This window comes from Exiguobacterium sp. s59, assembly GCF_018617475.1.
Lineage (GTDB): Bacteria > Bacillota > Bacilli > Exiguobacteriales > Exiguobacteriaceae > Exiguobacterium > Exiguobacterium aestuarii.
Window position 1 is genome coordinate 521437 of record NZ_JACSKG010000002.1, and the last position, 26636, is coordinate 548072.

Annotated in this window: 21 protein-coding genes; 4 read left to right on the forward strand and 17 right to left on the reverse strand. The window is 47.9% G+C overall.

Translation table 11 applies throughout. The features are described from left to right. The first annotated feature begins 44 nt into the window (after positions 1-44). Entirely contained in the window at positions 45-1475 is a 1431-nt protein-coding gene (locus KNO91_RS05910; protein WP_214693925.1) for an MBOAT family O-acyltransferase, read from the forward strand. 34 nt (positions 1476-1509) lie between these two features. On the opposite strand, the gene KNO91_RS05915 is transcribed toward KNO91_RS05910, so the two are convergent. After that, positions 1510-2781: an alginate O-acetyltransferase AlgX-related protein gene (locus KNO91_RS05915; protein ID WP_214816939.1), complete on the reverse strand. Its 1272-nt coding sequence runs from the start codon at positions 2779-2781 to the stop codon at positions 1510-1512. 134 nt (positions 2782-2915) lie between these two features. Then, on the reverse strand, positions 2916-3209 hold the full coding sequence (locus KNO91_RS05920) for a hypothetical protein (RefSeq protein WP_214793513.1): 294 nt from the start codon (positions 3207-3209) through the stop codon (positions 2916-2918). A gap of 184 nt (positions 3210-3393) precedes the next feature. On the opposite strand from KNO91_RS05920, the gene KNO91_RS05925 reads away from it, so the two are divergent. Next, entirely contained in the window at positions 3394-3894 is a 501-nt protein-coding gene (locus KNO91_RS05925; RefSeq protein ID WP_214816942.1) for a YdcF family protein, read from the forward strand. Between the two features lie 20 nt (positions 3895-3914). Here the strand turns inward: KNO91_RS05925 and KNO91_RS05930 are convergent, their stop codons facing one another. From KNO91_RS05930 to KNO91_RS05940, 3 genes are all read right to left on the reverse strand, one after another. Beyond that, positions 3915-5735, reverse strand: coding sequence for an acyltransferase family protein (locus KNO91_RS05930; RefSeq protein WP_214816943.1), 1821 nt, complete (start codon positions 5733-5735; stop codon positions 3915-3917). Between the two features lie 155 nt (positions 5736-5890). Next, positions 5891-7075 carry a chromate efflux transporter gene (gene chrA, locus KNO91_RS05935; RefSeq protein WP_214816945.1) on the reverse strand — a complete coding sequence of 395 codons (1185 nt, stop codon included), beginning with the start codon at positions 7073-7075 and terminating at the stop codon, positions 5891-5893. Positions 7076-7079: 4 nt separating this feature from the next. Further along, positions 7080-7388 carry a PadR family transcriptional regulator gene (locus tag KNO91_RS05940; protein ID WP_074036378.1) on the reverse strand — a complete coding sequence of 103 codons (309 nt, stop codon included), beginning with the start codon at positions 7386-7388 and terminating at the stop codon, positions 7080-7082. A gap of 200 nt (positions 7389-7588) precedes the next feature. Between KNO91_RS05940 and KNO91_RS05945 the strand changes: the two genes are divergently transcribed. Further along, the gene (locus KNO91_RS05945; RefSeq protein WP_371816640.1) at positions 7589-10273 is read left to right on the forward strand and encodes an HD domain-containing phosphohydrolase; all 2685 of its coding nucleotides are present in this window, start codon (positions 7589-7591) and stop codon (positions 10271-10273) included. Between the two features lie 52 nt (positions 10274-10325). Here KNO91_RS05945 and KNO91_RS05950 read toward each other — a convergent pair whose 3' ends face one another. The 5 genes from KNO91_RS05950 to KNO91_RS05970 form a co-directional block, all read right to left on the reverse strand. Further along, positions 10326-14489: a S8 family serine peptidase gene (locus KNO91_RS05950; RefSeq protein WP_251126550.1), complete on the reverse strand. Its 4164-nt coding sequence runs from the start codon at positions 14487-14489 to the stop codon at positions 10326-10328. Between the two features lie 311 nt (positions 14490-14800). Continuing rightward, positions 14801-16057: a helix-turn-helix domain-containing protein gene (locus KNO91_RS05955; protein ID WP_214816948.1), complete on the reverse strand. Its 1257-nt coding sequence runs from the start codon at positions 16055-16057 to the stop codon at positions 14801-14803. Positions 16058-16136: 79 nt separating this feature from the next. Further along, entirely contained in the window at positions 16137-17237 is a 1101-nt protein-coding gene (locus KNO91_RS05960; protein ID WP_214793527.1) for an ABC transporter permease, read from the reverse strand. Beyond that, positions 17224-18357: an ABC transporter permease gene (locus KNO91_RS05965; RefSeq protein ID WP_214816949.1), complete on the reverse strand. Its 1134-nt coding sequence runs from the start codon at positions 18355-18357 to the stop codon at positions 17224-17226. Before KNO91_RS05965 ends, KNO91_RS05960 begins: the two co-directional genes overlap by 14 nt. A gap of 11 nt (positions 18358-18368) precedes the next feature. Beyond that, positions 18369-19301 (reverse strand): ABC transporter ATP-binding protein, encoded by a 933-nt coding sequence (locus KNO91_RS05970; RefSeq protein ID WP_214816951.1) that lies wholly within the window; start codon positions 19299-19301, stop codon positions 18369-18371. Positions 19302-19444: 143 nt separating this feature from the next. Here KNO91_RS05970 and KNO91_RS05975 point away from each other — a divergent pair, with 143 nt between their 5' ends. Then, on the forward strand, positions 19445-19840 hold the full coding sequence (locus KNO91_RS05975; protein WP_214786675.1) for a hypothetical protein: 396 nt from the start codon (positions 19445-19447) through the stop codon (positions 19838-19840). A gap of 81 nt (positions 19841-19921) precedes the next feature. Here the strand turns inward: KNO91_RS05975 and KNO91_RS05980 are convergent, their stop codons facing one another. The 7 genes from KNO91_RS05980 to KNO91_RS06010 form a co-directional block, all read right to left on the reverse strand. After that, positions 19922-20821 (reverse strand): CAP domain-containing protein, encoded by a 900-nt coding sequence (locus KNO91_RS05980; protein WP_214816954.1) that lies wholly within the window; start codon positions 20819-20821, stop codon positions 19922-19924. A 113-nt stretch (positions 20822-20934) separates the two neighbouring features. Continuing rightward, positions 20935-22170 carry an exo-beta-N-acetylmuramidase NamZ family protein gene (locus KNO91_RS05985; protein ID WP_214816957.1) on the reverse strand — a complete coding sequence of 412 codons (1236 nt, stop codon included), beginning with the start codon at positions 22168-22170 and terminating at the stop codon, positions 20935-20937. Between the two features lie 176 nt (positions 22171-22346). Continuing rightward, positions 22347-23981 (reverse strand): C39 family peptidase, encoded by a 1635-nt coding sequence (locus KNO91_RS05990; RefSeq protein ID WP_214816959.1) that lies wholly within the window; start codon positions 23979-23981, stop codon positions 22347-22349. 92 nt (positions 23982-24073) lie between these two features. Continuing rightward, entirely contained in the window at positions 24074-24832 is a 759-nt protein-coding gene (locus KNO91_RS05995; RefSeq protein WP_214816960.1) for an ABC transporter permease, read from the reverse strand. Then, positions 24832-25680: an ABC transporter ATP-binding protein gene (locus KNO91_RS06000; protein ID WP_214816962.1), complete on the reverse strand. Its 849-nt coding sequence runs from the start codon at positions 25678-25680 to the stop codon at positions 24832-24834. The genes KNO91_RS05995 and KNO91_RS06000 overlap by 1 nt, the downstream gene beginning before the upstream one ends. Beyond that, entirely contained in the window at positions 25677-25883 is a 207-nt protein-coding gene (locus KNO91_RS06005) for a PLD nuclease N-terminal domain-containing protein (protein WP_078147432.1), read from the reverse strand. Before KNO91_RS06005 ends, KNO91_RS06000 begins: the two co-directional genes overlap by 4 nt. A 111-nt stretch (positions 25884-25994) precedes the next feature. Then, entirely contained in the window at positions 25995-26408 is a 414-nt protein-coding gene (locus KNO91_RS06010) for a universal stress protein (protein ID WP_214793549.1), read from the reverse strand. Positions 26409-26636 lie beyond the last annotated feature (228 nt).

Here is a 26636-nt window from a genome sequence, read left to right on the forward strand (position 1 = left end):
GTCCCTCGGGGCAGTCTATTCTTTTTTGAGAAAGGAGGGAATCCATGCTTTTCAGTTCAACGATTTTTTTATTTTGGTTTTTGCCGATTGTTTTGATCTTATACTATGTATCTCCACGCTTTTTGAAAAACACGATCCTGCTGATTGCCAGTCTTTTGTTTTACGCGTGGGGGGAACCGATTTATACGGCCGTCATGTTGACGTCGATTGTGATGAACTACTTGTTCGGAATTTATGTTGACCGCTATCGGGAAGAGAAGAAGAAAGCGAAGTGGATCGTCGGGCTCATGGTCGCGGCTAACGTGTTACTATTATCCGTCTTTAAATACACGAGCTTTATTATCGAAAACGTGAATGCGATCACGGGGCTCGAATTGACCGATCCGAAAATTCCGCTCCCAATCGGTGTTTCCTTCTTCACCTTTCAAGCGATGAGTTATGTGATTGATGTATATCGGAAGGATGGGAAAGTTCAACGGAACCCTCTCGACCTTGCTTTATACATCTCCTTGTTCCCACAATTGATTGCGGGGCCGATCGTTCGTTACCAGACGGTCGCTGATGAAATCAATGATCGTAAAGAGACGATGGATGACTTTGCGAGCGGGGTGCAACGGTTTGTCATCGGCTTGGCGAAGAAGATGCTTCTCGCAAACAATGCCGGATATGTGGCGGACCAAATCTTCTCGCAAAGTACGGATAACATGTCGATGGGGCTCGCCTGGATTGGAATTATCGCCTATTCGCTCCAAATCTACTTTGACTTCTCTGGGTATTCCGATATGGCCATCGGATTAGGACGCATGTTCGGATTCCACTTCCTCGAGAACTTCAACTATCCGTATATCTCGAAGTCTGTTTCTGAGTTCTGGCGGCGCTGGCATATCTCGCTTGGTAGCTGGTTCCGGGATTACGTATACATCCCACTCGGCGGGAATCGGGGCAGTGCGTGGAAGCTCTATCGTAACTTAGCGGTCGTCTGGGTGCTGACCGGTGTATGGCACGGTGCGAGCTGGACGTTCATCGCATGGGGCGCCTATTATGGCGTATTCATCATGTTGGAGCGTGCCTTCCTCGGTGCTTGGCTCAGAGCGCTCCCAGCGGCATTGGCACACGCGTTCACGTTATTCGTCGTCATCATCGGTTGGGTCTTCTTCCGGGCCGATAACTTCCCGTACGCGCTGTCGTACTTGTCGGCGATGTTCCATTTGAATGGTGGACCGGTCTGGGATCATGAAGCGATGTTCTACTTCGTTCAATACGGGGTGATTCTATCCATTGCTATGATCGCTGCGACACCAATCCCGAAATGGTTCGGCGAGAAAGTACTCTTGCTCGAACAAAACAGTAGAAAGTTATGGGTGAACTATACGGCTGGATTCATGCGAATTGGGTTCTTGGCAACCATCTTTATCTTCGCCATTTCGTATGTCGTCGCGAGTAGTTTTAACCCGTTCATTTATTTCAGATTTTAATAAAAAGTCGTTCTCACAATGGAGAACGACTTTTTTATGTGGGTTCATTCAGTTTTTCATGATACAGGTTCACGAACTCGTTCAAGTTGACGTTATGGATGAACAAGACGACGTCGATGTCGTTTTCAGTCACATACTTTTCAATGGAAGATTCATCGAAGTGACGGACATCAATGACCGAAACGTGACCGAAATGCTCGGGTAACAAGGTGAGCATCGGATTCGCATACGAATCTTTCAAGATGAGCGTCCGTGTGTCGTTGATTGGTTGTTCCTGGTCCATCGTGACGATTGGCCAGTTCCGATGGAGGAAGAGCGAATACATTTCCGTATACGTCTCTTCTGACTTGAGCGGCTTTTTGTTGATGATGCTCGTGATCGGTTTACAAGGTGTCGCCCGATTGAAGCAGACCGAACTCGGTGTGAAGCCTTCCTTTGGTACCATCCATTCGAACGTATCACCGTCTTTGACGTATTGCAGTGTCGTACTTCGTGCATATGAACCGTAGTAAGGTTCTTCATGTGTCTTTGTCCGAAGTTGGTTCGGTTTTAGTGTCAGTCCCATTTCAGGATGATCTTTCGACATCGTATTGACCGTCTGCGCATAAGCCGCATAAGCACCATAGATGTTCCAGTGATAGTCGGTCTTGAAGAAGACATCGCTTAACTGCTGGGCTTCGTTCAACGACTTCCGATAGTCCATCACGTTCAGACCGGGTACCGTCGTCAGTTGATCGCGAACAGATTTATAAATGCGAGGTGCTTCGTTCCCCATATAGTCCGGCATGTGAGGTTCGACGTTCGCCATCGAAGCCTTGTTCGGGGCGAGTCCGAAATACACATCGGTCCCACGTTCTTCGAGACGTGACGTAAACGTCGTCAAGTCGCTCACAAGTGTATCGGTATCAACCGACTCTTTCATCGGAGATTCCATCGTGCCGTCAGCTGACACGTATATCCCATTTTTGACGGTTTGCTTGAAAACGTCTTTGTTTAAGAAAGCATTTAAGCTGATCCAAGCATCACGATTGAAGATTTGATCGGTGACGAAGGACTCGGTTTGTTTCATATATGAACCGGACATGATATGCGTAAACGTAGGAGAATCTGGGCTTTGTGCGAGCTTTCGGTTTTCCATGTCCGATACGTCCCGCTTCTCAGAAGAAAGCGTCAAATAGGCGCCGCCGACTAAAAAAGCGACGAAGGAGAAAATCAACACAAGCTGAAGAATGATTTTCGGATGATTGCGTCTTTTACGATTGGAGCGGGGGTCCTGTTTATGAGAATCAACGTTTAAATTTTGCATAGAGAACTCCTTTGATACTAGATTAATCCGAGTCTCATTCTACCATATATTTGCTTCTGTAACTGTAACAATTATGTATCAGCAGAGCCGATACAAAAAACGCCTAAAGCGACATGACGTCACTCTAAACGTTTTTAGTGAGCGGTAAAGCGAGCCGGTCCAATCGACGACACGAGTCGCGTGGCGGCACGTAAACAATCAAGCTGTCTTGCATATACACGACTCACATCGGAAAAGGCAGAAGGGAGGTGATCCGAGTCGAGAGGACCTTGTCGCATATAAGACGATTCATCGGCTCCGAGTGGTGTCGGATGAATGACGAACTTATAGTGTGATGGGTCGAGCTCAATGACTTCAATCTCTGCAAACAGTCGTGCATCACGTGTATATAAGAAGCGGGTCGATAACCATTTATCAGAATCAGTCATGGATCACATGTCCTCCTTTCAAAGTCTCATTACCATTATCATAAAACATTTTTTGGATATTTGGAATCTTATTTCATATTAATCCCAACATATTTACTTAAATTTGTAAAAGTGCCGAATCCGTGCATTCGTTTCATTTCTTGGAGTATGGTTAAGGGAGAATGTATGAAATGTAGGTGACCACATGAGAACGAACGCAACGGGGAAATATCGCTTCGTATTGATTCTTGGAGCAAAGGTCAACGGCATCTCTCCATCGAGAGCGCTCCGACATCGGATTGACGTCGCTGCCGCTTATGCGAAGATGCATCCATATGTAGAGCTCATCGCAACAGGAGGGCAAGGCCCAGACGAAGGCATGGCCGAGGCGCTTGTGATTGAACGGGAACTGATTGCGCGTGGAATTGAACCGTACCGGATCCATGTCGAAGCGACCTCTACTTCCACAATCGAGAACTTTCAGCATAGTCGACCGTTTTGGCAAGGTGAGACGGGGCTCACGATTGTGACGAATGATTTTCATGTCCCACGTGCCCGTCTGATAGCGAAGCTTTATTTCCAACTCGAGAGTGATGCTTTGTATGCACCGACCCCATCACTAGCAAAAGGGCGGTACGTGATCCGCGAAGTGTTGGCCTATGTAAAGCTACTCGTGCGCTATCTGTTTAAGAAAGATAAAAACTAGGCTCTTGCGTCTGCAAGAGCCTAGTTTTGTTGACAGCCGATTTCTTTGTTTAAGACATCACCGAACGCTTCAGCACCTTCCACATTCAAGTGGACGCCGTCGCTTTCGAAATAAGATTCTTTGCCAATCGATTGTCCATGCCAGTCGATGAGGGAGACGTTCTCATGAAGTTCGCTTGCCCGGGCGAGCTTCTCATTGACCTCGCTTTCCCATGGTCGTGGGACGCGGGTGTTAATCAAATAGATCTGGTCCGCGCGTTCGAACTGCTTGAGGAGCGTGTCGAGTTGTTCCATCTTGAACGCCCCGTTCGTACCGAGGTGAATGAAAACGACATGACCTGGCGCATTATACGATGCATACTGAGATGCGACAGGAATGGCGTCGCGGACTTGGCGACCGATTTCAGCATCAATTTTCATGTTCGGAAACGCGTCTGCCAAATATTCATTCAACCCGAGCATGACCGAATCGCCAATCGCGAGTGCCGGTGGACAACTCTGTTCCTCCGGCTTGTCGGCCGGTGGAGGCGTCACATCTGTGGCCGCTTCTTCCGACTCATTTGTTTCGGCTTCTTTCGGCACGTCAGGTGTCTCTTCTTTTGGCATCGGCACTTTCACGACCGGAATCTCATCTTGAACGGGCTTCGATTCAGAGAAGGCCAGGATGGTCAAATTACCGACGAGCACGAGCGAGAGTGCGGTCGCACAAGCCGTAGCCGCAAAACGTGCGCTCGGGTGTGTCGGTGTCGAGACGAGCTGACGGAACGAGGCGATGAATCCGTTCCGACGAATCGGTGTCTCGATGAAACGATACGACAACTCGGCAATCAACAGTGTGAGTGCGACCTGACCGATTGCAAGGAGCGGTGAAAACGTTCCGAGTCGTTCGAGTGGCGTCGTCAAGATGATGACCGGGTAGTGCCATAAGTAAATCCCATATGTCCGCGTACCAATCACACGAAGCCAAGCGCTTCCAAATAGACGTGACCAAATCGTCGCCGGATGGGCGACCGCGGCAATTAAGATTGCGGATAAGAATGCGATGAGCAAAAAGCCGCCATAGTAGAGAAATGCGTCATACGCGTTCACTCGAGCGATGATCCCGACAATCACGATGAGGGAAATCGCTCCGGACACGTTCAAAATATGTCGTCCGATGTTGGGGATGACTTGCTTGAACGTATCCGGTCGCCAGCCGAATGCGAGCATGGCGCCCATGAGCAGGCCGAACAGGCGTGTATCTGTCCCGTAGTAGACGCGGCTCGGGTCTGCTTCAGGTACATAGCGGAACGCCATCCATGTCGCCGAGACGAGTAAGAGTGTAGCGACCAATTGAAGCAACCGTTTCCGGAAGGCGAGACCGACGAGTAGAATGAGCGGCCAGACCGCGTAAAACTGTTCCTCGATCGAGAGAGACCATAAGTTTTGAAGTGGTGACGGTTTCCCGAAGCTCTCGAAATACGATACTTCATGGAAGATGTACCACCAATTGTTCACATAAGCGAGCGCGGCGAGTGAGTCTTGCCGTACCGTATCGAGCAAGGAGCGGTCAAAGAGCGTGACGTATGTCATCACGAGTGACAACATCAAGATGAGCGCCGGTAGCAATCGACGGAAACGGGCGATGTAGAATTTTTTCAAGTCGATCGTGCCCGTCTTCGTCCACTCTCGAATGAGGATACCGGTAATCAAATAGCCGGACAGGACGAAGAAGACATCGACACCGAGGAATCCCCCGGATATGTAAGGTACGTTTAAATGATATAAAATTACAGCCAACACGGCGAACGTGCGTAAGCCGTCTAGGCCAGGCATATACGTTGTATGTTTGAGTGGTTGCATGCCCCCACTTCCTTTCTAGTCAAAGCGGACATTTCCCTTTTTTTAGAATCCATTCTTCAGTATAACGAGTGGGGGAAAAGGAGTGGTTTCAAAAGATTTACAATCAACTCTGATTAAAAAGTCCACAAAAAAAGGGACGCGAGGTCCCATTGTGATTACATCATCTTAATGAACACTCCACCGATGACACCAGCGATGACGAGTGCCCAAGGTGGTAATTTCCAGTAAGCGATCATGACGAACAAGAAAGCGGCGAAGACGAAATCAACCGCGCCATTAACGGTACTCGTAAAGATTGGGCTGTAGAATGCCGCAATCAAAATACCGACGACCGCCGCGTTCACGCCGATTAACGCTCCAGCGACTTTCGGATTGTGACGAAGTGCATCCCAAAACGGGAGTGCCCCGAGAATGAGCAAGAACGCCGGCAAGAAAATAGCGACCGTCGCCAAAATCCCGCCCGGAATACCGTTGATGACTGTCCCGAGATAGGATGCGAACGTGAACAAAGGTCCCGGAACGGCCTGTGCGGCACCGTATCCTGCGAGGAACGCTTCTTCGCTCAAGAAACCTGCAGGGACGAGCTCACGTTCGAGGAGTGGCAAGACGACGTGTCCGCCACCGAAGACGAGTGCACCAGCACGATAAAAACTATCAAATAGAGCGATTGTCTGGTTTTCAAACGTTTCTCGTAAAATTGGCAAGATGACGAGAAGTGCTCCGAATACTGACAATAAGACGGCACCGAGACGTTTTGAAATCGGGAACGTGCTCGATTTCGCATCGAGACGATCTGGCTTGAACAATAAGAACCCAGCGACAGCAGCGACGAGGATGACGAGTACTTGGCTAAATGTCGTCTGCCAAAGCAATACGCCAGCGAGTGCGAAGAAGGCAATCGTTTTTGTCTTCGTATCAGGTGTGAGCTTACTTGCCATCCCTAAAATCGCATGGGCTACGATGGCGACGGCAACGACTTTCAAGCCATATAACCACCCGGCATCGGATACATTGAGACCAGATAGTGCCAAAGCGAATAGCATAAGCGCGACGACCGACGGGGTCGTGAATCCGATGAACGAGGTGATTCCACCTAGTATCCCGCCACGGACGATGCCGATGCCGATTCCGACTTGCGAACTCGCGGGACCGGGCAAGAATTGACATAAGGCGACGAGGTCGGCATATGCCTTCTCGTCCATCCATTTACGCCGTCTTACATATTCCTCATGGAAATAGCCAAGGTGGGCGACCGGTCCACCGAACGATGTCAGGCCGAGTCGAGTTGAAACGAATAAAATCTCTAGTAACGTCTTGAACGTCACACGTTGTGTCCTCATATCTTCACTCCTTAATTTCTTTAAATAACTCATAAGCTTTTTGACGGGCTTCTTGTAAGACTGAGAGTCCTTTTTCGGTCGTCACGTAATTTTTTCGGACGTGTCCATCGACCGTCTCATTTTCACGGACGAGGAGACCATCCTTCTCCATGCCATGTAAAATCGGATAGAGTGTACCGGCACTGATTTCATAACCGTGCTCCCGAAGTTCATCGACCATCCATGCCCCGTATACCGGATGTTCAGCAGCATGATGCAGGATATGAATGTGGATGAATCCGAGGAACAGCTTCCGCAGGACGCGGTCTTCCATACGTGTCAACTCCTTGTTATCGAAATTCGATATCGGTTTTCGAAATCAGTCTAACAAACGAGTTAAAAGGAAACAAGCTATCTGTATGCAGTTTACAAAACTTTATAATAAGCAGAAGGGAATGAGTTCGGAAAAAATAGGGAATCTATCACAAATGAGGTAAACTGGGTATTGAGTTTATTTGCTGAGGAGGAAGTGACGTGACAAACCCCATTCATTCTTCATACGATACATTGTTGCGCCATATGCCCCAAGGCTACGTCGAGTTTAAAGTGATTTACGACGATGCTTCGGAGCCGATTGATTATGAATTCTTTGAAGTGAACCCCGCTTTCGAGAAGATGATGAAAGGGAAACGAAAACATTTTATCGGACAGAAAGTGTCGACGGCACTGAAGGATTTTGAATATAGCGAGCGTGAATGGATGATTCAAGTGGCACGGGTCGTCAGCGATGGCGGTACGGTGACGTTTGAGCATTTCTCACGCCGCAATAAATCATGGTACGAGATGTCCGTCTTTAGTGAACGAAAAGGCTTTGTCTCCGTGATGTTTCATGACATCACCCGGCATGTGCAAGAAAACAATGCCTTAAAGCAGCTCGTGAACGTGTCGCATCGTTTCGTTTCTACCGGTAGTGATTTGTTGATGAACCAACAGTTCCTGGATCAGATTCGTGATTTCACTGGGGCGAAAGCGGTCGCGCTGAATTTGATGGAATCCGACGGTGAATCGTATACGACGGTTGCGTTGTCCGGCATGGATGAGATGTTAGAACGAAGTCTTGATGTGTTAGGGTTTCATCCGGTCGGGAAGAAGTGGCCGATGACCGACCAACGACGTGAACTGTTCAGTCGATCGAATCCGCTCGTGTTTGACGGGATTGATCCGTTGATTGACGGTGCACTTCCGAAACGGCTCGTCAAAAACTTACTTCGCATCTTCTCGCTTGGAGAGGTCGTCCTCTTTAAAATCGAGAAAGATGGGATACTATATGGAGATTTGACGATTGTGATGCAGGAAGGGAAAGTAGCGAATCGACTTGGACTTGTCGAATTATATCTCGTTCATGTACTCGAGCAGCTGGTCAAGGCCGATCACCAAGTCGGCGAGACGAAGAAGTCGATGTTCGATGGATTCGCGACACTCGACTTGGAGTGCATCATGGCGCTCAATACGCGTCAAGTCTTACATCTGAACGATACGTGGGAGCGGGTGCTTGGCTATTCGCTTGACGAGCTGGAGAATATGGATTTCCTCAGCTTGATTCACCCAGACGATGATGGCATCACGGAAACTGCTTTTGCAGAACTTGAGGAACGGGGAGAGTTGTTCCGTTTCGTCAATCGTTTCCGGACGATTGACGACACATATCGTTCGATCGAATGGCATTGTAAACTTCAGGGGAACTATATTTACGCTGTCGCGAAAGACGTGACGGACCGCGTTCAGTTAGAAGAGAAATTGGCTGAGCGAGACCGTCTGTTGACGAAACTGTCCGACCAGATCCCAGGTGCCATCTATCAGTTCGAGTTGTTGCCTGACGGTAGCTTCAACTTTCCATTTTTCAGTCGTGGCTTTGAAGACATGCTAGGAATCACTGCCGAGGAAGTGCAGTCAGATGCCGGACTCGTCTTCCGTCGGATGCATCCCGATGACTATCCTCACGTCATGCAGTCGATTGATGAATCTTATCGCAACTTGACGATTTGGGACGCTGAGTTTCGTGTATTGGCCGAGGACGGACGAACGATTTGGATTTTAGGGTCGTCCCGACCGGAGAAGATTGCTGACGGTCATGTCCTCTGGCACGGCTATATCGGTGACGTGACGGAGAAGAAAAAGTATGAGAAGGAAATCGAATATTTAAGTTATCATGACCAGTTGACGGGCGCTAAAAACCGTCGTTACTTTGAAGAGGCGTTGGACCGTTATGACGACGATGCGTTTTATCCGCTGTCCTTGATCGTCATCGATATTAACGGACTGAAGTTGACGAACGATGCATTTGGTCATTTGATTGGGGACCGTTTGCTCGTCGAAGCAGCGAATATTTTACAGAATGAGTTGCGGGCGAAAGATGAAGTGGCACGCATCGGTGGGGATGAGTTCGTTGTCATCTCACCGAATACGACACTCGACGAGGCGAAACAACTGTCCGACCGTTTGAGCCGACTTTTCCTCGGACAAACGGTAGAAGGACTTCCGATTTCTGCATCGTTCGGTGAGGCGGTCAAGCACGATGCGTCAATCGGATTGACGGACGTCTTTAATTTAGCGGAAGATCGGATGTATCACCATAAAGTGTCCGAGAAGCAGAGTCGCCGTCACCATTCGATTCAACTGATCATGCGCACGCTGTATGAAAAGATTCCGCGTGAAGAGGCGCATTCTCAGCGTGTCGCGAATTTGTCTGGGAAACTTGCGGAAGCGATGGGCTTCACGAGCGCGGAGGTGAATGAAATCCGAACGGCCGCCATTTTACACGACATCGGAAAAGTGGCAATCAGTAACGATATTCTAGATAAGCCGGGTGCTTTGACGGAGCCCGAATGGCGTGAAATCAAACGTCATCCCGAAGTCAGTTACAATATTTTAAGTACGGTCCCTGAATATGTCGCCTTGTCTGAAATTGTTTTGTCGCATCACGAACGTTGGGATGGGAAAGGATATCCGAAAGGAATCAGTGAATACGAGATTCCGCTCGCTTCCCGTATCATCTCAATCGCCGATACGTTCGATGTCATGGTGACAGGACGCCCTTATCGTCAGGCGAAGACGATTGAAGAGGCGCTCGTCATTATCAAAGAAGAAGCGGGCAAACAGTTCGACCCGACGCTTGTCGATGTCTTCTTTGAAAAAGTCGTTCCGACATTACAACAATAAAACCCTGTTCTCTCCACAGCTTGTCGGAGAGAACAGGGCTTTTGTTTGATTCTTATTTCGTAGGCGATAATCCTACTTGATTGAGGTAGTAAGTGAGATCTTTCTTCCCGATAGTTTCCATTGGAGATTTTCCTTTTGGTGCATCTGGTCCTTTTGTTAAGAAGTTCTTTTCGATGAATCGAAGATCACTCTCATTCACAATGCCATCTTGATTGACGTCCATGCTTGTGACAGCCGGATTTTCTTGTCCGAACGCTTCTACGATGTCACGAATATCTTTAATATCGATGAGACTGTCATCGTTTATATCTCCAGCTCGGTTGATCTGGAAGCCGGCGTTTACATATCGTCCAAATAAATCACCTTTAATTTCATAACCTGTGATAACAGGTGTGTACGTGGATACATGTCCAGGAACATCTACGACAATTTGATACGTATCACGCGAGGCAGGAACACCTGTGATTTCATATCGTCCATCTGGCGCGATGACACCCTCATGTTTCTCACCGTTTGGCAAAAGTGCATATACCGACGCACCAATCGTTTGTGCTACACCGTTTTGTAGATATGAGCCATTCATTAAGAAGGCCTCTGGTTTGATGCTACCTCGGATTACGGCGTGCTTACTGACGAAGTCGTATTTCGACGTACTGTAAAACGGAAGCGAAACCGTTTGTGTGCTTCCTGATTGTGAATAAGTGGAGCTAGTGACTTTCAGTTTGTCCTCCCCGTAATACCACTCGTCTCCGACTACTTTGAATGTAACATCGAGAAATGGCATGTCCCCGTCAAAACCGTTGAAGCTTTCTCCCTCTAACACGGTATTCAACGTGACCGTGTCATAATAATCGTTATCTTTCACAATCGGATCTTGTAGTGTGGCACGCAAACCATTTTCCGTCGCATAATTCTGGAACGCTTCATTCAACTCCGATGATTCGAACGTATACAGGTCGCCTTTAAACTCAATCGTCTGTTGACCACCCATCCACTGTTTCACGTTGTTCATACTGAGAGTCATCGTTAACGTGTCACCTAGACCAACCTCTGTTTGTTTATAATCTGACGTTACATACTCTGTTCCTTCTTGCACAAAGATATAGCGCTGATAGTGAACGTTTGCTGCGAGATCGGTCGCTGCCAAGCTGAGGCGAAGTGGACCGTTTGCGATATCAGAAGGCTCAATGCCAAAGTATGTTTCACCATTTGCGTCTGCTTTCGGGAAACAACAGTTAAAGTATTCACGTGTTCCTGTAGAAATGAAGAACCTATTAGATGATTGGTCGTATGAGAGACCTCGTGATTGCAAGACGTCGACTGCCTCATCCTCAATTTTTCCGTGAATATAGAATGCGGATTGTCCATCTTTCTCCGTATACATTTCTTCACTGATTTCGTAAACATCCGGTGCACGATCAAACGTTACTTCCGGTTTTGAGTTATCAATTAACACCGGGGTGTCAATTGTGTACGTTTTCCCATCTTCATCGTACCCGATAAACATCAAATCATAATTTCCTTCAGGTAAATCGACGAGCTGAGAAGAGACGGGTTGTTCGGCGTCTCCTGTGAACGGATACACTGAACCACTAAATACATTCGGGATGTAATATCTGAAGTCAGGCTTCGCTGACGTTTCTGAAAGGGAAGCGACCATTCCGATTGCATCTCCACTGCTAGCATCCTTCATCACGATGTCAATTTGGTCGAATGCGCTCTTCATCTGAAACGCAGCGGTGATAGCAGGGCTATAGTATTGCCATTTCGGTGTATTGTTGGCGAGCGTTGGGCTATTCGTCTCTAAATATTCGAATCCTTTGGCGGTTAAACGGATGGCGAACGGGACTTGATACGTCTCTTCTGGATTCGCTTCATTCGTCAAATGAATATAGCCTTCATATCGTCCTTCTTCTGCACCTACAGGAATCGTGATTTGTGGCGAAATTTTCTGTTCTGAGCCACCGGCAAGATCAATCCGCTTTGGCACGTTCAAGACGAGACCATTCTTCATTGGGTCTTTGATGCCTGTTCGCTCGGCATGGTACTCGACTTCAACTGCGAACGATTTTTGTTGAGAACCGTTGTTTTGAATCGAGATGTCACGATCAACCTGTACAGGTTGATCTGTTTTAAAGTGACTACCAAAACTCAATGAACCGGTTTCATCATCAATTTCAATTATTTGTCCTTCAGCGTCCAAATGTTTGGTCTGACCTAATACCGTAATGGAAATATCCGTATGAACAGCTTCATACGCATCGATTCGACCGGCACCTTGTTCGAAGACTGACACTTCACCTGCCAAATCTTCCGCAGTGTTCATTAACGCTGTCTTCACATCAAACGGAGAGTACTCCGGATGTTCTTGAAGCATGAGCGCGGCTACACCTGCGACGTGAGGGGCCGCCATCGATGTTCCTTGTAGACGTTTGTATGCAGACGAATAATCGAGACCGGGTTCTGGACTATTCATATACTCAGGAACGGTTGAAAAGACAGCAACGCCTGGCGCCATGACGTCGGGCTTGATGTCATAACTCCCACCAACCGGTCCCCGGGAACTGAAACTTGCGAGGTGGTCGCCTTCTGTTTGAATCGACGTCAATGTGCCGAACGTGATGCGGGCATTCTCATCTAATTGTTTTAAGCGTTCACCTTCTGATTTTGAGATCCGGAATGTTGGAATATAGTCAGGTCCTTCGCCGAGATATGCGGAGATGTTGCCTTCTACATTGTTATAGAGAATGACGGCAGCAGCACCTGCTTCACGGGCATGCTTTATTTTATCGACAAACGTAATCTCTCCACGCTCGATCAAAGCGACTTTGCCTGAGAAGTCTTTTCCTGAAAAGTCCGCGGACGTGCCAATGCCGACAAATTCAACATCAAACGACTGATTTTCAAAAGTGGTCAAATCATCTGAGAAATTTTTCCCCATCAGCAATACGTTCTCAACTGTCTCTCCATTTGCCTGAATCGTTTCAAAGCTAGGGATTTGCATGGAAAAGTCGCTAGCCCCGACGGTGATCCCGAGTGCAGCAGCACCCGGTGCGCCTAATGTTCCTTCGTTCGGTCCACTGTTACCGGCAGCTACCACTGTGACGACTCCCGATAACATCGCATAGTTGACGGCGACAGAGGTCGGATAGAGCGGGTCGTTTGTCGTTGCTCCGAGAGAGAGGTTGATGACGTCCATTTCGTCCGCGATTGATTTTTCAATTCCGGCGAGAATCCCCGATGTTGCCCCTGATCCGTAAGGGCCTAAGACACGATAACTATACAAGTCGACTTGGGGTGCAACCCCTTTCACCGCATAATCGACGACATTCTTTTGCTCACCTGCAATCGTTCCCGCGACGTGTGTCCCATGCTCTGTATAATAAGCGGAACCAGAAATCGGGTGTTTTTCAGGCAAACCGGATTTCTTCCAATCTTCATAGGTTGCTTCCATCGGATTTGAATCATTGTCTATGTAATCATAACCGCCTTTGTATACATCTTTTAAATCAGGATGGTTGTAGTCGATCCCGGTGTCGAGCACGCCAACTTTAATACCTTCACCTGTGATGTTTTCGGCGTGGAGACGATCGACATGAATTTGAGGAATACTATCCATCATTTTAGATGAGGTAGATGTCTCGTTTTGTTGCGGAAGTTCAAGTTGCACCGTCTCATCTTTCCAGACGCGTTTGACGACATCAGAATCGAGAAGTTGTTCGATTTCGTTCGCCGGAATCGTCATGGCGACCCCATTGATCGCCAAACGGTATTCTTTCGTGATTTTTGCGTCTTTTAATGATGGATTCGCGCCTTTTTTATTTTTTAGGGCGTTGAATGCTTCTTTGAATGAGGTATGAGCGCGTTCTACTTTTTGAGCAGCTTCCTGTTGACTCGTTCGAACTCCTTTTGCTGTTTGTTTCAATACTTCGACTTTCGCAGGCGCTTGATTGAACTCTACAATCACATCTACCATGCCTTCACTCATCGTATTGATTTGTGGAGAAATCTTAAACGTAGGGGCGGCATCTACTTGTTGAATCGCCTGTCTCTGTTCTTTCGACAGTTTCTTAAGCAGGTGCTCTACTTCTTTCGTTTGAATAAATTCTGGTTTTGCCGTGGACCGTTCAGCAGTTGTGTAGGAAGGGAAGGCTGAGGTTCCAATCAGACTTGTCGTCAATGCAACAGCAAATAATGTGCCATATTTCTTTTTCATCTTGTTCGCCTCTTTCTCCAAGCAGAGTTATGATTCGTGCTATTCACATTGTAGGGGCAAGTCTTGAATTCTGTTAATTGGGAAAATTCCGTTCATATTTTCGGAAAACGTTCTGCCGATGGAGGATAATTTTATTGCTCATGAAGGAGGACCGAAGATCATCGGCTGAAAACTTGGGAAAGTTATTTGATGGATAGGAAAAAGACCTATCCATTTCAACCAAATAGACGAATATCAGGATGAAACACCTAATAGGGGGACCAAAAAAGGGATTTTGACCTAAAAAAACAAGTAGCGAGGCTACTTGTTCATCATGTATTCGAATGATTGAATAAGAGATTTTTTAATAACGAATTGGCGAGGCATAAATAGTCATTTGCTTGAACATAGTCCCCTTGTTGTTGAAGAATCGTCGCCAGTCGTTCCGCATAGGAAACCGTTTTATGTAAATCTTCTTGTTGCATAAGAGGAATACCGTACTCGATCAGATATTCTTTCAGACGTTTTGTGTCTCCATTCATCTCTAAATAGAGAACCATCAATTCGACATACTGTCCGGACTGTTCTCCTTTAAAGTCTCTCAACACGTCCTTTAATAAAGCAAGGGCTGATTCTCTTTCTCCTAAATCGAGCTGAACTTTGATCATTTCAGTAAGTGTCCCGTAATAGCTAGATGTATCAAGTTGCTTGGATTGAAGAGATTGTGTGAAGTACTGTAAAGCTTCCTCGAGATTTCCTTTCTTGTAATGCCACAAACCATAGTTATGCAATGCGATTGGACGTGTCGCGTGATCGTTCAACATTTCTGCATCATGAAGTGCAGTTTGGAGAAGGTGTTCCGCACTCTCTAAATCATTGATATAGATGAGATTCGCAGATAATCCAATTTTCACATGTAAGATCCGCGAGATGTTTCCGCTACTTTGAAAAGTTTGTAATGCTCGATGTGAGTAATGAAGAGATAGCGTGAATTGTTTCAGTTGTCCATGTACGGCGGCTTTATAATAGTAATAATCCGTCACTTTTCCACTGTAGCGTTCAGCCTCTTTCTCGATTTGATTGAGTAAGGTGAGCGCTTCCGAAAATTGGAGCCGCTGTGCACGATGTATCGCCTGAAAGAAATTCCAAAGATATTTTTCAAAAGAAGAGTACTTATTATAATTTTGCTTAAGACGTTTGACCATGTCTTCAAACAGTGAGGATTGATTGGTGAATAGTAGATAGCGCAACATGTATAGCTCGAATAAATAAACCATTTCGGTACATTGTAAAAAATCTTTGTATTCTTCCAATTCTTTTTTCAGACGTGCTGCATGATCACGATGAAGACGTTCCATCGCTTCGAAGAACTGGGTAAGCTTTCGGTTTAGCGCTTCAGTCTTCCGATTTTCTTCCTCGATTGAAATCCCCAATCGATCACAGAGTAACGCTAATGTCTTTTCATTGACTTCTTTTGTATTATTTTCAATCTTGCTCAAATGAGTAGTAGAGCATATACCTTGGCAAAGTTGTTCCTGAGTTTTGCGTTGTTTTTTACGATGATAGTAGATGACTTTCCCGATAGACACGTAAACACTTCCTTCTTTCAATAGCTATGATGATTCATAAAGAAGGAGTCCTGCGACGAAAGCCGAAGGACTCGCTTGCTTAAACGGTAAGCGGACGCTTCTTCAATACGAGAATCGTCAACACGAAGACGATGCCGGTCATGCCGATCATGACGAGAATGGAGAGGAATGGGAACTGTCCCTCGTACATAGTGATCACCCCGTTGTTCAACCAATAGGTCGGTAAGAAACGACCAACCACTTTTAATGATTCCGGTAACCACAGCAGGCTGATGAATGCGCCCCCGGTGATGGCGGATGCCATTGTGACCGAAATTTGAAAAATATTCGCTTTCTCCCGATTTGTCGCAAAGACGGCGATGAGTCCTCCAAACGCTAGACAGACGAGCAGGTAGGCCGAGAACAAGGCGAAGACGGTAGGGAGGTGAGTCCAGACGTCTTGACCATAAAGGACGAGACTCACACCAATCAGCAGCATGACATAGACATAGCCGACGAGATAGAAGGCGAGGAGAAGCGATGCGAAATAACGCCGGGGTGTCACCGGTGAGGCGAACAGGCGGGCGTAGATCTTCTCGTCTCGGTCGTCCGCGACAAACATCGGGATGAACTGGAGAAACGTCGACATCATGATGAACGACAAGAGACCGAAAAAGGCTTGCGTACGCGCGGTCGTGGCGACGCTCTCTTGAAACGGTTCGCTTGATAGCGTGTAGCCGTTTTCTGTCTCCTTAGCCGCAAGTTGTTCGAACGTTTCTTCATCAAATCCGCTCGCCTCGAGAAGTTGACGTTCACGCGACAAATGACCGTTCAGTGCCTGTTCGACCAAAGCAGCATCACTGCCCGCAATCGCGGAGAACGAAAGACGGGGCATGTCCTCGTCAAAGGCTCGTTCTGTAAAATTCTTTGGGATGAGGAGTACGATATCTTCACCCTCTAACAAGACGTCCTCGCCACTCGTCTCAAGTAAGGTGACGCGTCCAAAGCGCTCGGCTTCTTCAATAAGACGCTCGGCAAGAATACCTCCGTCCTCATCGACAATTCCAATCGATGCATTGAGACTCGAGGTACTCCCGACGAAGGATAAGATGAGCGCGAAACCGAACATCGATACGAATGTGAATACCCAAAGCCCTTTCTTTCGGAGCATCCGCTTGGCGACGTGCCTAATGAGTACCATGGCGCTTCACCCCTTTCGACAGAATATAGCTGAGCGCAATGAAGACGAGCAAATGAATCCCGAGTAAACCGAGGCTTTCCCAATAAACGCTCATATCACCTTCCCGAAGCATGACGGCGAGCATCCCGTCTCGCATAAAGATGGGCATGAACACATAAGCTGCCCACGGTGCGTAGTTTAGCGTCACTTGATCGAATCCGGGAACGTAGCCACCCGATAAAATCATGATGATGGCGACGAATCCGTTGACGATCGCATCTTTCGTCGTCGTACTCAACTTTGGAAGGTTGACGATGACAAACCCGATGGCGACTCCATATGCAGTCAAGGCGAGCCAAGCGAGGATTAAATAAACGAACTGAACGTTTGCCAAATCAAACGTCCGATAGACGAAATGACTGAACCAAAACAATAAGATGAGCTGAAGTAAAATGATGACGTAGCGGCTGAACGTCCGCGCGAGCCGATACTGGATGGTTCGGACAGGAGCGGCTTGAATCCGTAAATAACTGCCCGTGTTCGGCTGTTCTTCCCGTGCCATCGCGGTAATATAAAACGACCCGAACAAAGCGGTCATGATCGAGATGGTGACGGTGAAATATTCGAGTGAGGTCGGGGTCCGTCCCGCGAGGTCGACACTCTCGGTATCAAGCCACGACTCATTCTCGTACGGGGCCGACACACCGGCCTCTGCGAGCGTAATCTGTTGGTTGGCAATCGCTGTATACTGACCGAGAATGGCTTCGAGTATGTCAAACTCGACGGTCGTCGGCTCTTCATATAAAAGCGTGATGTCATTTCCTTCGAGCTGTAAGATGACGTCCGCATCCCCGTCGTTCACGCCACGCTCGGCTGACGTAATATCTTCATAAGGGACGAGCCGGATGAACGCCTGAATGTCTTCGTCATTCAAAAAGTTCTCAAGTGGCTCACGATACTGATCGGTTGATGATTCGACGTACGCGACATTTGTGACGGGCAGTTTGAACGTGTCACTAAAGACAGCCGATAACATCGTCCCGAGACCGAAGATGAGGATGAGCGGGAAGAGGAGCATCCAAAAGAGTGTGGCACGGTCTCGTAGTCGCTGTTTCACATCGTATTTGATGAAAGTCCACATGAAATCGCCTCCTATTCCCGGAGCGTCTTCCCGGTCAATGCCAAAAAGACGGTATTGAGGGAAGGGCGGTCGACCGTGATGGATGTGAAGTGAACATGTTCCTGATGGAGCGTGTCAAGGAGCGGGGCGAGCGGCGTATCTTTATCGAGTGACACCTCGATATATGGTTCTTCATATTGCACTTTTTGAACGTGGTCGAGTGCATCGAGTCGTTCAAGCAGATGGGGCGTGAGTGCATCGACTTTGATACGGGCCGTCTCAAGCGTCATGACACGATCTTTCAGTTCATCTTGCGTCCCTTCGGCGATGATTTTCCCTTCGTCGACGATTGCGATGCGGTCACAGAGTAGCTCGACCTCTTCCATATAGTGTGATGTATAGATGATGGTCGCCCCGCGACGATTCAGTTCACGGATGTTCTCTAAAATCGTGTTCCGTGACTGCGGATCGATGGCGACGGTCGGTTCATCCATGAAGATGAGTTCAGGTTCATGGACAATTCCGCATGCGATGTTGAGGCGACGGAGGAGACCGCCAGACAGTTCGGGTGGTCGTTTCTTTTGGTGGGCATCGAGTTCAACGAAAGCAATCGCGGCCTCGGTCTTTTGTTTCGCTTCTTTGGGACTGAATCCATACAATTCGGCGAAAAACTGGATGTTCTCATAGACGGTCAGCTGATCATAGACGGAGACATGTTGCGGGACAATTCCGACACGTCGCTTGATGGACAGTTCGTCTTTTGGCATCGATTGTCCAAAAATATGAATCGACCCTGAGTCAGCTTCATACAAATTCAGCATGACGGAGATGGCGGTCGTCTTACCGGCCCCGTTCGGACCGAGAAGTCCGAAGAGCTCTCCTTCTTCGACGTTTAGACTGAGATTGTTCAAGGCGAGTGTTTCCCCAAACCGTTTCGTGACATGGTCGAGCGAGATGATTGACATAGTACACTCCCTTCTCTTGAAACAGACGTATCATTCTACACAAAGGTGTTCGAGAATTGTCACGAATATACCTGTCCGAATGGGTTGAAATGTGCAATAATCTAATTATTCAGATAATTATTGTGTCGAAATGAGGGATTGGGATGAAAGGGTGGCAATTCAACAAACATGAGGGGGCGTTATTCCCGGACGAGATTGTACTTTCTGCTTTTTGTACAGTCGAACCGAAACGTATGGATTCGACGTTACCGTTTTACTATGACGAGTCGATTTTTCGATTTACGAATAAAGAAGAGACGTTCTACTTTAAAATATCACCGAGCTATCACGAGTTTGAAATCAATGTGAAAGACCGGGAAGGGGAACTCCTCTACTATCAGTTGCTTCGGACCGTCAGCAAAGTCGAAATTTTAGAAGACCGGCGTGATCATGCGGAGTTGTTGATTGTCCTCGCAGAAGACCGGAAGCGGACCGTGACGTCAATCGAATTGACCGTCCGACCGCGTTTTCGTGTGCTCGTGAAAGAGCATGAAGTGTAAATGCATAGAAGTTTGAGCGGATGCGTATCCGCTTTTTTTGTGCAATAAAAACCAGCCACATCTGTGACTGGTTCTGATCGATTATTTCGTTAAAAAGATTTGGACGTGAATGGTCGAACCTTGGGCATCGGTCGCTTTGCCAATCCCGAGATGTGTATAGTTCGCGTTCAAAATGTTGGCACGGTGACCGCTACTGTTCATCCAGGCGTCCACTGCCCGGACCGTATCGCTCGAGCCTTTATAAATGTTTTCTCCCCAGCCCCGGTATGACACGCCGTAGGCACGTAATGTATCACCAGGAGTACCGTTTTCCTTCAACGTATGAGAGAACTGACCTGTCCGAGCCATTTCATCCGCTCTGACTTGTGCGACAAGGTTCGCTTCGTTCGAAGCGGCGAGTAGCGATAAGCCGGTTACCTGTCGTTCTTTGTTCGTCTCGGTCAACACGTTAATCGGAGACGTGAAGCTGACATGTTTGGCTTGAAGATATCCGATGTAAGATCCGTAACGGACCTTATACCAACGTGATGTCCCGGTATAGCGATAGGAGATGGTCTCGAGTGAAGTGCCTTGACGTAAAAATTTCACGTTCGATGACGTTGTCAGCGGCGCAGATTTCACGTATACGCTCGAAGGTTTCACAAAAGTCGGTGTCGTGAAAGGAACTTCCGCTGTAGACAAACGGACATAATCCCCAGGCACATAGGCATAGCCATTGCCCCATTGAATCTTATACCAGCGCTCTCCGTTCACGAAAAAGGTGGTGCGCACGCGCATCGAGCCGTCTCGGGCAATCGCCGATAGTCTTGGGGCACTGAGCGATGGAGTAGGGCGCGCATATAATTTACTGATGTTTGTCACATATCCTTTCGTGTTGACCGATACTTCCGTATACGCATGTGCAACGATTGGTTGTTGCGACAATGTTGACGATAGCGAAACGATGAGGGTCAAGAGAAAGGCAGTCATGATTTTTTTCAATTCGATCGACTCCTTTTATCGGACTCCCTATATTCTATATTGTTTGGTCGATTTTTGGTTTTACCATTTCATTACAAAAAAGATGGACTCTTCTTGAGCCCACCCTCGCTTCATTATTTGTAAAGTAAATATTCTTTTCGGATTGGAAGGAACGCGTCTCGTTCGTCCTCAATTTTAGTCAGGATTTCTTCAAGTGGAGCCCCTTCAAGGATCATGTCTTTGACGTAAGCATTCCCTGTCAATTTCGTGATAAAGTCGTTCGCTAAAAACTCAAAGTCATCGGGATATAAATCGTGTGCCGTTTGAATCATCGCAATCCCGGTTTTCGTCGATTCGAATCGAGTCGGGTCGGTGACATAGACCTCGACTCCGTGCGTCAGTTTGCCCGAGTGTTTTGAGAACGTCGGAGTGAATGAGGCGGCTCGGAAGGCGACACCAGGCAAGTCAAGGTCGTTCAGCTCTTTCGCATACTCATGCGCTTGGATATACGGAGCACCAATCAGTTGGAACGGTTTTGTTGTGCCGCGTCCTTCTGATAAATTCGTCCCTTCAAACAATCCGGTCGCAGGATAGACGTTGACCGTGTCTGTCGTCGGCATGTTTGGGGACGGCATGACGAACGGAAGCCCCGTATCCTTATACATCATCGAACGCTTCCATCCTTTCATTTTCACAACTTCGAGGTCGGCTTGAATCTGATACTCCGTATTGAACAGTTGAGCGAGTTCGCCGACGGTCATTCCATGTTTTAAAGGAATCGGATAGAGCCCGATAAAGCTAGCGTATTCGGGATTGAGGACCGGACCATCGACACGAAGTCCACCTTGAGGGTTTGGACGGTCCAGCACAACGAATGGGATATCATTCTCAGCAGCAGCCTCCATCGCATATGCCATCGTGTAAATATACGTGTAGAAGCGAGTTCCGACGTCTTGAATGTCAAAGACGAGCACATCTACATTTTCTAACATCTCAGCCGTCGGTTTCTTCGTGGCCCCGTATAAGCTGTACACCGGCAATCCTGTCACTTCATCGATATACGAACTGATGGTGGAGCCGGCTTGGGCGTCGCCTCGAACCCCATGCTCGGGCCCATACAGAGCCGTCAATTCGAAATCATCGGACTGATCGAACAAATCGACGATGCTCGTCCGCTCTGCATTGATCCCGGTCGGATTCGTGATCAGCCCGACTCGTTTTCCTTTCAAGATGTCCGGATTATCCATCAAGCGATCGACACCTAGTTCGACCTTTGGCTTTTTCGAATCTGACTTCGCGTCCGCATCAAGCAAGACGATTGAGGTCGAGAGTAGTGTCAATGCCGCCATACCACCTATCCACTTATTCATTCGAGTTCCTCCTCTTCATATTGTAAGCGCTTTAATTTATTAACAGGAGTGTATCATTTAGAAATTTAATTTCAATATTTTATAACAAAAATAGGAATTTATATTTCTACTTTTCATACTATCGTCCTACCAAGATACAAAAAAACGCGTCTTTCATATGAAAGACACGTTCAAAATTATCTGACCGCGAGCGCTTTCCATCCCGTGGCGCCCATGACGGCGCTCACTTTTGATTTTGGGACGACGAGTCGACCACGGTATGGGTCGTTGATGTATAGATTCGATTTGTCATAACCTGTCGCCAACATGACATGATAGTTGACGTATCCGGTGAACTTCTTGTTCGAGGCGGTATACCAATTAAAGTAGCCGTACGGTTTATTGAAGTCGACACTTGCCCACACGATAACCGGGTTACCCATCGACAGTTCCCGCTCGATCGAGGCGAGTCCTTGCCCTGACAAGTCTTTCACCGGTCGATATTTGCTGGAGAATCCAATCATCCCTTTCGGATAAATGCCGTAGTTTTTATACTTACCGAGCGTACGGCGCGGATCCCCGGTGAACATGACGTTCGGATCGACCCAGCGGTATAACCGATTCTCATAACGCGCGTTCCACATACTTTTCGGCATCTCGTTATATAGTGTCGAGGCACTGACGGCGCGTCCTTTTTCTTCAAGTGCCATTTTAAGTGAGAAGAACTCACAACCGGACGGATACCCCATCGGGAACTGACGATAGAGGGGGACGCTCATCTTATAAATCGATAGCCGGGGAGAATAGACACCTTTCGCGTCAAACGCGGCATTGCCGATACGCTTGTTTTGATACATACGTCCGTTCGAATCGAAGTAGTACCACTGTCCCTTGATCAGCTGCCAGTCCGTCTTCTTCGTCAGTGCCGGTGCGAAATATTCATATCGTGTCGAGTACTTCCATCCGATCTCCTGTACGCCGGTCGAATGAAAGAAGTACGTCTGGTTGCCCATCTTGAATTTCCCTTTTAGACGATACCCGTACTGAGGGTGGAACCCATATGTTTTGCCATTGATTCGTTGCAGTCCATATTGCCGTTTTCCTTTTGAATCGAATAAGTAATTTCGGTCGCGCAACCGATATGTCCCTTTCAGGCTATATCCGTACGTCGGATGAAATCCGTATACGTCTTTCCCGACCCATGCCAAACCTTGACGACGGACCCCATCACTTCCGAAATAGTAAGAACGTGTTTTGATTGTTTGCCATCCCGTTGCGACTTTACCGTCGTTCAATAGAAAGTACGTTTTTCCACCGAGCGTGTACATGCCGGTACGAATCGTTCCGTCTGAAAAAATGTAATGTTTTACGCCCGCAATTGTTTGCCAACCAGAGAGGCGTATCCCTTCCGATGAGAAGTAGTACCGATTGCCATCGATGGTCTGGAATCCTGTGACGGGCTGACCGGTCTTGTCGTAAAAATAGACGGCCCCATCCCGTTCTTGCCATCCGGTTAGCAGCTTCCCGTCTTCACCAAAGGTATAAGTCGTTTCGTCGATGGAGTAGGTGCCCGTGATGAGGCGACCATCTGTTTCAAAATAATATGTAGCTCCGTCGATTTCTTGCCAACCTGTGAGAAGGATCCCGTCCGCATTTAGAAAATACGTATTTCCGTCAATCTGTTGCCACCCCGTCAAGATTATCCCGTCACTCGACGTGTAGACAATCCCGTCATCCGTCTGTTGAAACGACCCTTCAGCGAAAACGAGTTGTGGACTCACCCACAGGGCACCTATGAAAAGCCCGATGCCGATTCTTCTTTTCCATCCCATCGATTGAACCTCCTTCATACGAATACAAAAGAGATACCCATATTTATCCAATATGAAGCTGAGGCAAAGGATTCAATTGAAGAGTCAGACGTTTACGCCGAATGACTCATGAATCGCAGGCGTTTTGACGCAAGGAATAGCGAGACGATCACGACGAGGAGTCCTGTCACGAGTGGCCAAATGAGATTCACTTCTGTGAGGAGGACCTGACTCGATAACGGACCGAGCATCCAAGGCATCCAATCGAGGTCGATCCAACCAATCACGAGCGATATGATGAAGTGAAGACCGAGCGTCAAGACGACTGCGACGACACCACTTTCAAGAATCGCTGCGATGAAAAAGAAAATCGATAACTGAACAATGAAATGACAGATGAGGAGTGTGGTCGATATGAGAAAATCCAACCAGTCAAATGAATCAAATAAGATGATTGTATAGTATGCGGCTGCCGTTTGTGCGAGCAAAATACCACCGACGGTCAATAAGGCATAATGCGCCCATTTGCTGATGACGATGCGTGACGTCGGGATTTGTAACGACTTGAGCCAGGCGAGTGTCCCGTTCGTCCGTTCATGGCTAAACGTATGCATCGCCGACAACAAGACGACGAGGAGTCCGATTTGGCGAAGTTGTTCGCTGACGGAAATCAACACTTCTTCCGGAGTCGGTGTCGGAATATCGATGACAGCACCGTCCGGTAAGTTCCCGCCAGAAGCGAGGATATCGGGTAAGAAGTAAAGCGTGAGCGGCTGCATCGAAGCGAGGAGCATGAGCGCGATTGGAATCCAAATGAGTCGTTTGTTCGCCCATGACTCCCGCCATTCTTGTTTGAAGATTGCCGTGCGCATCAGGCATTCACCTCCAAAAACAAAGACTCGAGTGACGGATGCCCGACGTGTAAGAATTGAACAGTGACATTCAGTTCCAGTACCCGATGTAAAATTGCCCGTTCGGCGACGTCTCGGTCCGTCGATTCAAACGTCCACGTCGAACCCGTTCGCGTCGCGCGACGTACACCTGCTAACGTGCTCCAATCCGCTTCACTCGTCGAATCATCGAAGAGACGCAATTCAATCGTCGATTTCGAACCGAGCAAGTCTGTCACCGTTCCTTCCATCAGTAATTTTCCTTTTCGAAGCAAGAGCACCCAGTCGCTCGCTTCTTCAGCATCCGGGAGGACGTGTGTCGAATAGAGAATCATTCGCTCTCGTTTCAAGTCGCTCAATAAGTCGAGCACTTCTCGTCGTCCACGTGGGTCTAAAGCTGAGACGGGTTCGTCGAGTAACAGCAATTCGGGGTCATGGACGAGCGCCTGGGCGATGCCGAGACGCTGACGCATTCCACCGGATAAGTTCGAGGCCGGACGGTCGACCGGTTCAAGCCCGACACGCTTTAGCAGACTGACAGGGTCGATGTGTTTCGTTCCTGTCAATTCGGCGGCGTATCGAATCGTCTCGACAGGAGTGAGAGACGGGTAGAGGGCAGGGCGTTGCGGCAAATAGCCAATTCGGATGTGGTCGTGTCCGCTCATCTTTCCGCTCGTCGGTTCCGTGACTCGGGCGAGCAAGTTCAATAAGGTCGTTTTGCCGGCTCCATTCTCCCCGAGTAGTGAGGTACAGCCTGGGCGCAACTCGAAACTAACATCATCGAGTGCCGTGAATGAGCCAAATTGTTTCGTCAAGTGCGTCACTTTCATCGTGGTGTCCGTCCCCATAAGAAGTAGATAATAGGACCGAGAATATTGATGAAGACGATGACGAGAAGCCATACCCATTTCGGTCCGTTCGTCATGTCCCGTTTGAACAAGTCGATCAAGGCGACGACGAGCAAAATGAGTTGCAAAATGAGGACAGGTAATAGGATGAGAAAAAGTGTATTCGGATCATTTGCGATGTCCATCGTGAGACCTCCTTTAGAAAAATAGCCTATCCTTACACATTCTACAAGAATAGGGCGTCACCTGTATGGACACAAAAAATCCCCATCTCACGAAGAGACAGGGAAAGGAGATCATTTGACGATGATGACGGGAGCGAGTGCACGTTTTGCGAGTTTATGACTCACGCTACCGAGGACGAACTCTTGAAATGTGTTCAATCCGCGTGACCCGACGACGACATATTCGTATGGCTCATGGTTCGCATATTTGACGAGTTCGACTTCTGGCTCACCACGGAGTTCGATGTACTCGTAAGGGATGCCTTCTGCTTCCGTCAAATCGAACAACGGTTTCAGCATCTGTTTTCGTTTCGTTTCCAAGTCAATTTTGCCCGTTGAGTTGAGGGCCGCTTCTTTTGACTCTTTCGCACTGATGACATGCACGATGTCAATTGACGCATTCGAAGCCTTTGCGAGTTGAATCGCCTTTTCAAGCGCACGTTTCGAGTGGGCAGAACCGTCTGCCGCTAAAAATACCTTTCCCATGAAAACTCCTCCTCTTTCGCACGTTCTACATTTAGTATAGGTGATTTAACATAAGTGGGCGAGAATTCTCCCTCCTCCAGCGTCTCGGGGCGAAGCCCGGCGGAGGTGGGGGATGAATCGCCCGGTCCAAAACTCTTTTTCCCTGTGACAGATATGACGAACAAAAGTTCGTGATTCCGTCAGATTCTCCCTCCCCCTCCACGGGTATCGGATGAGGAAGACACATCA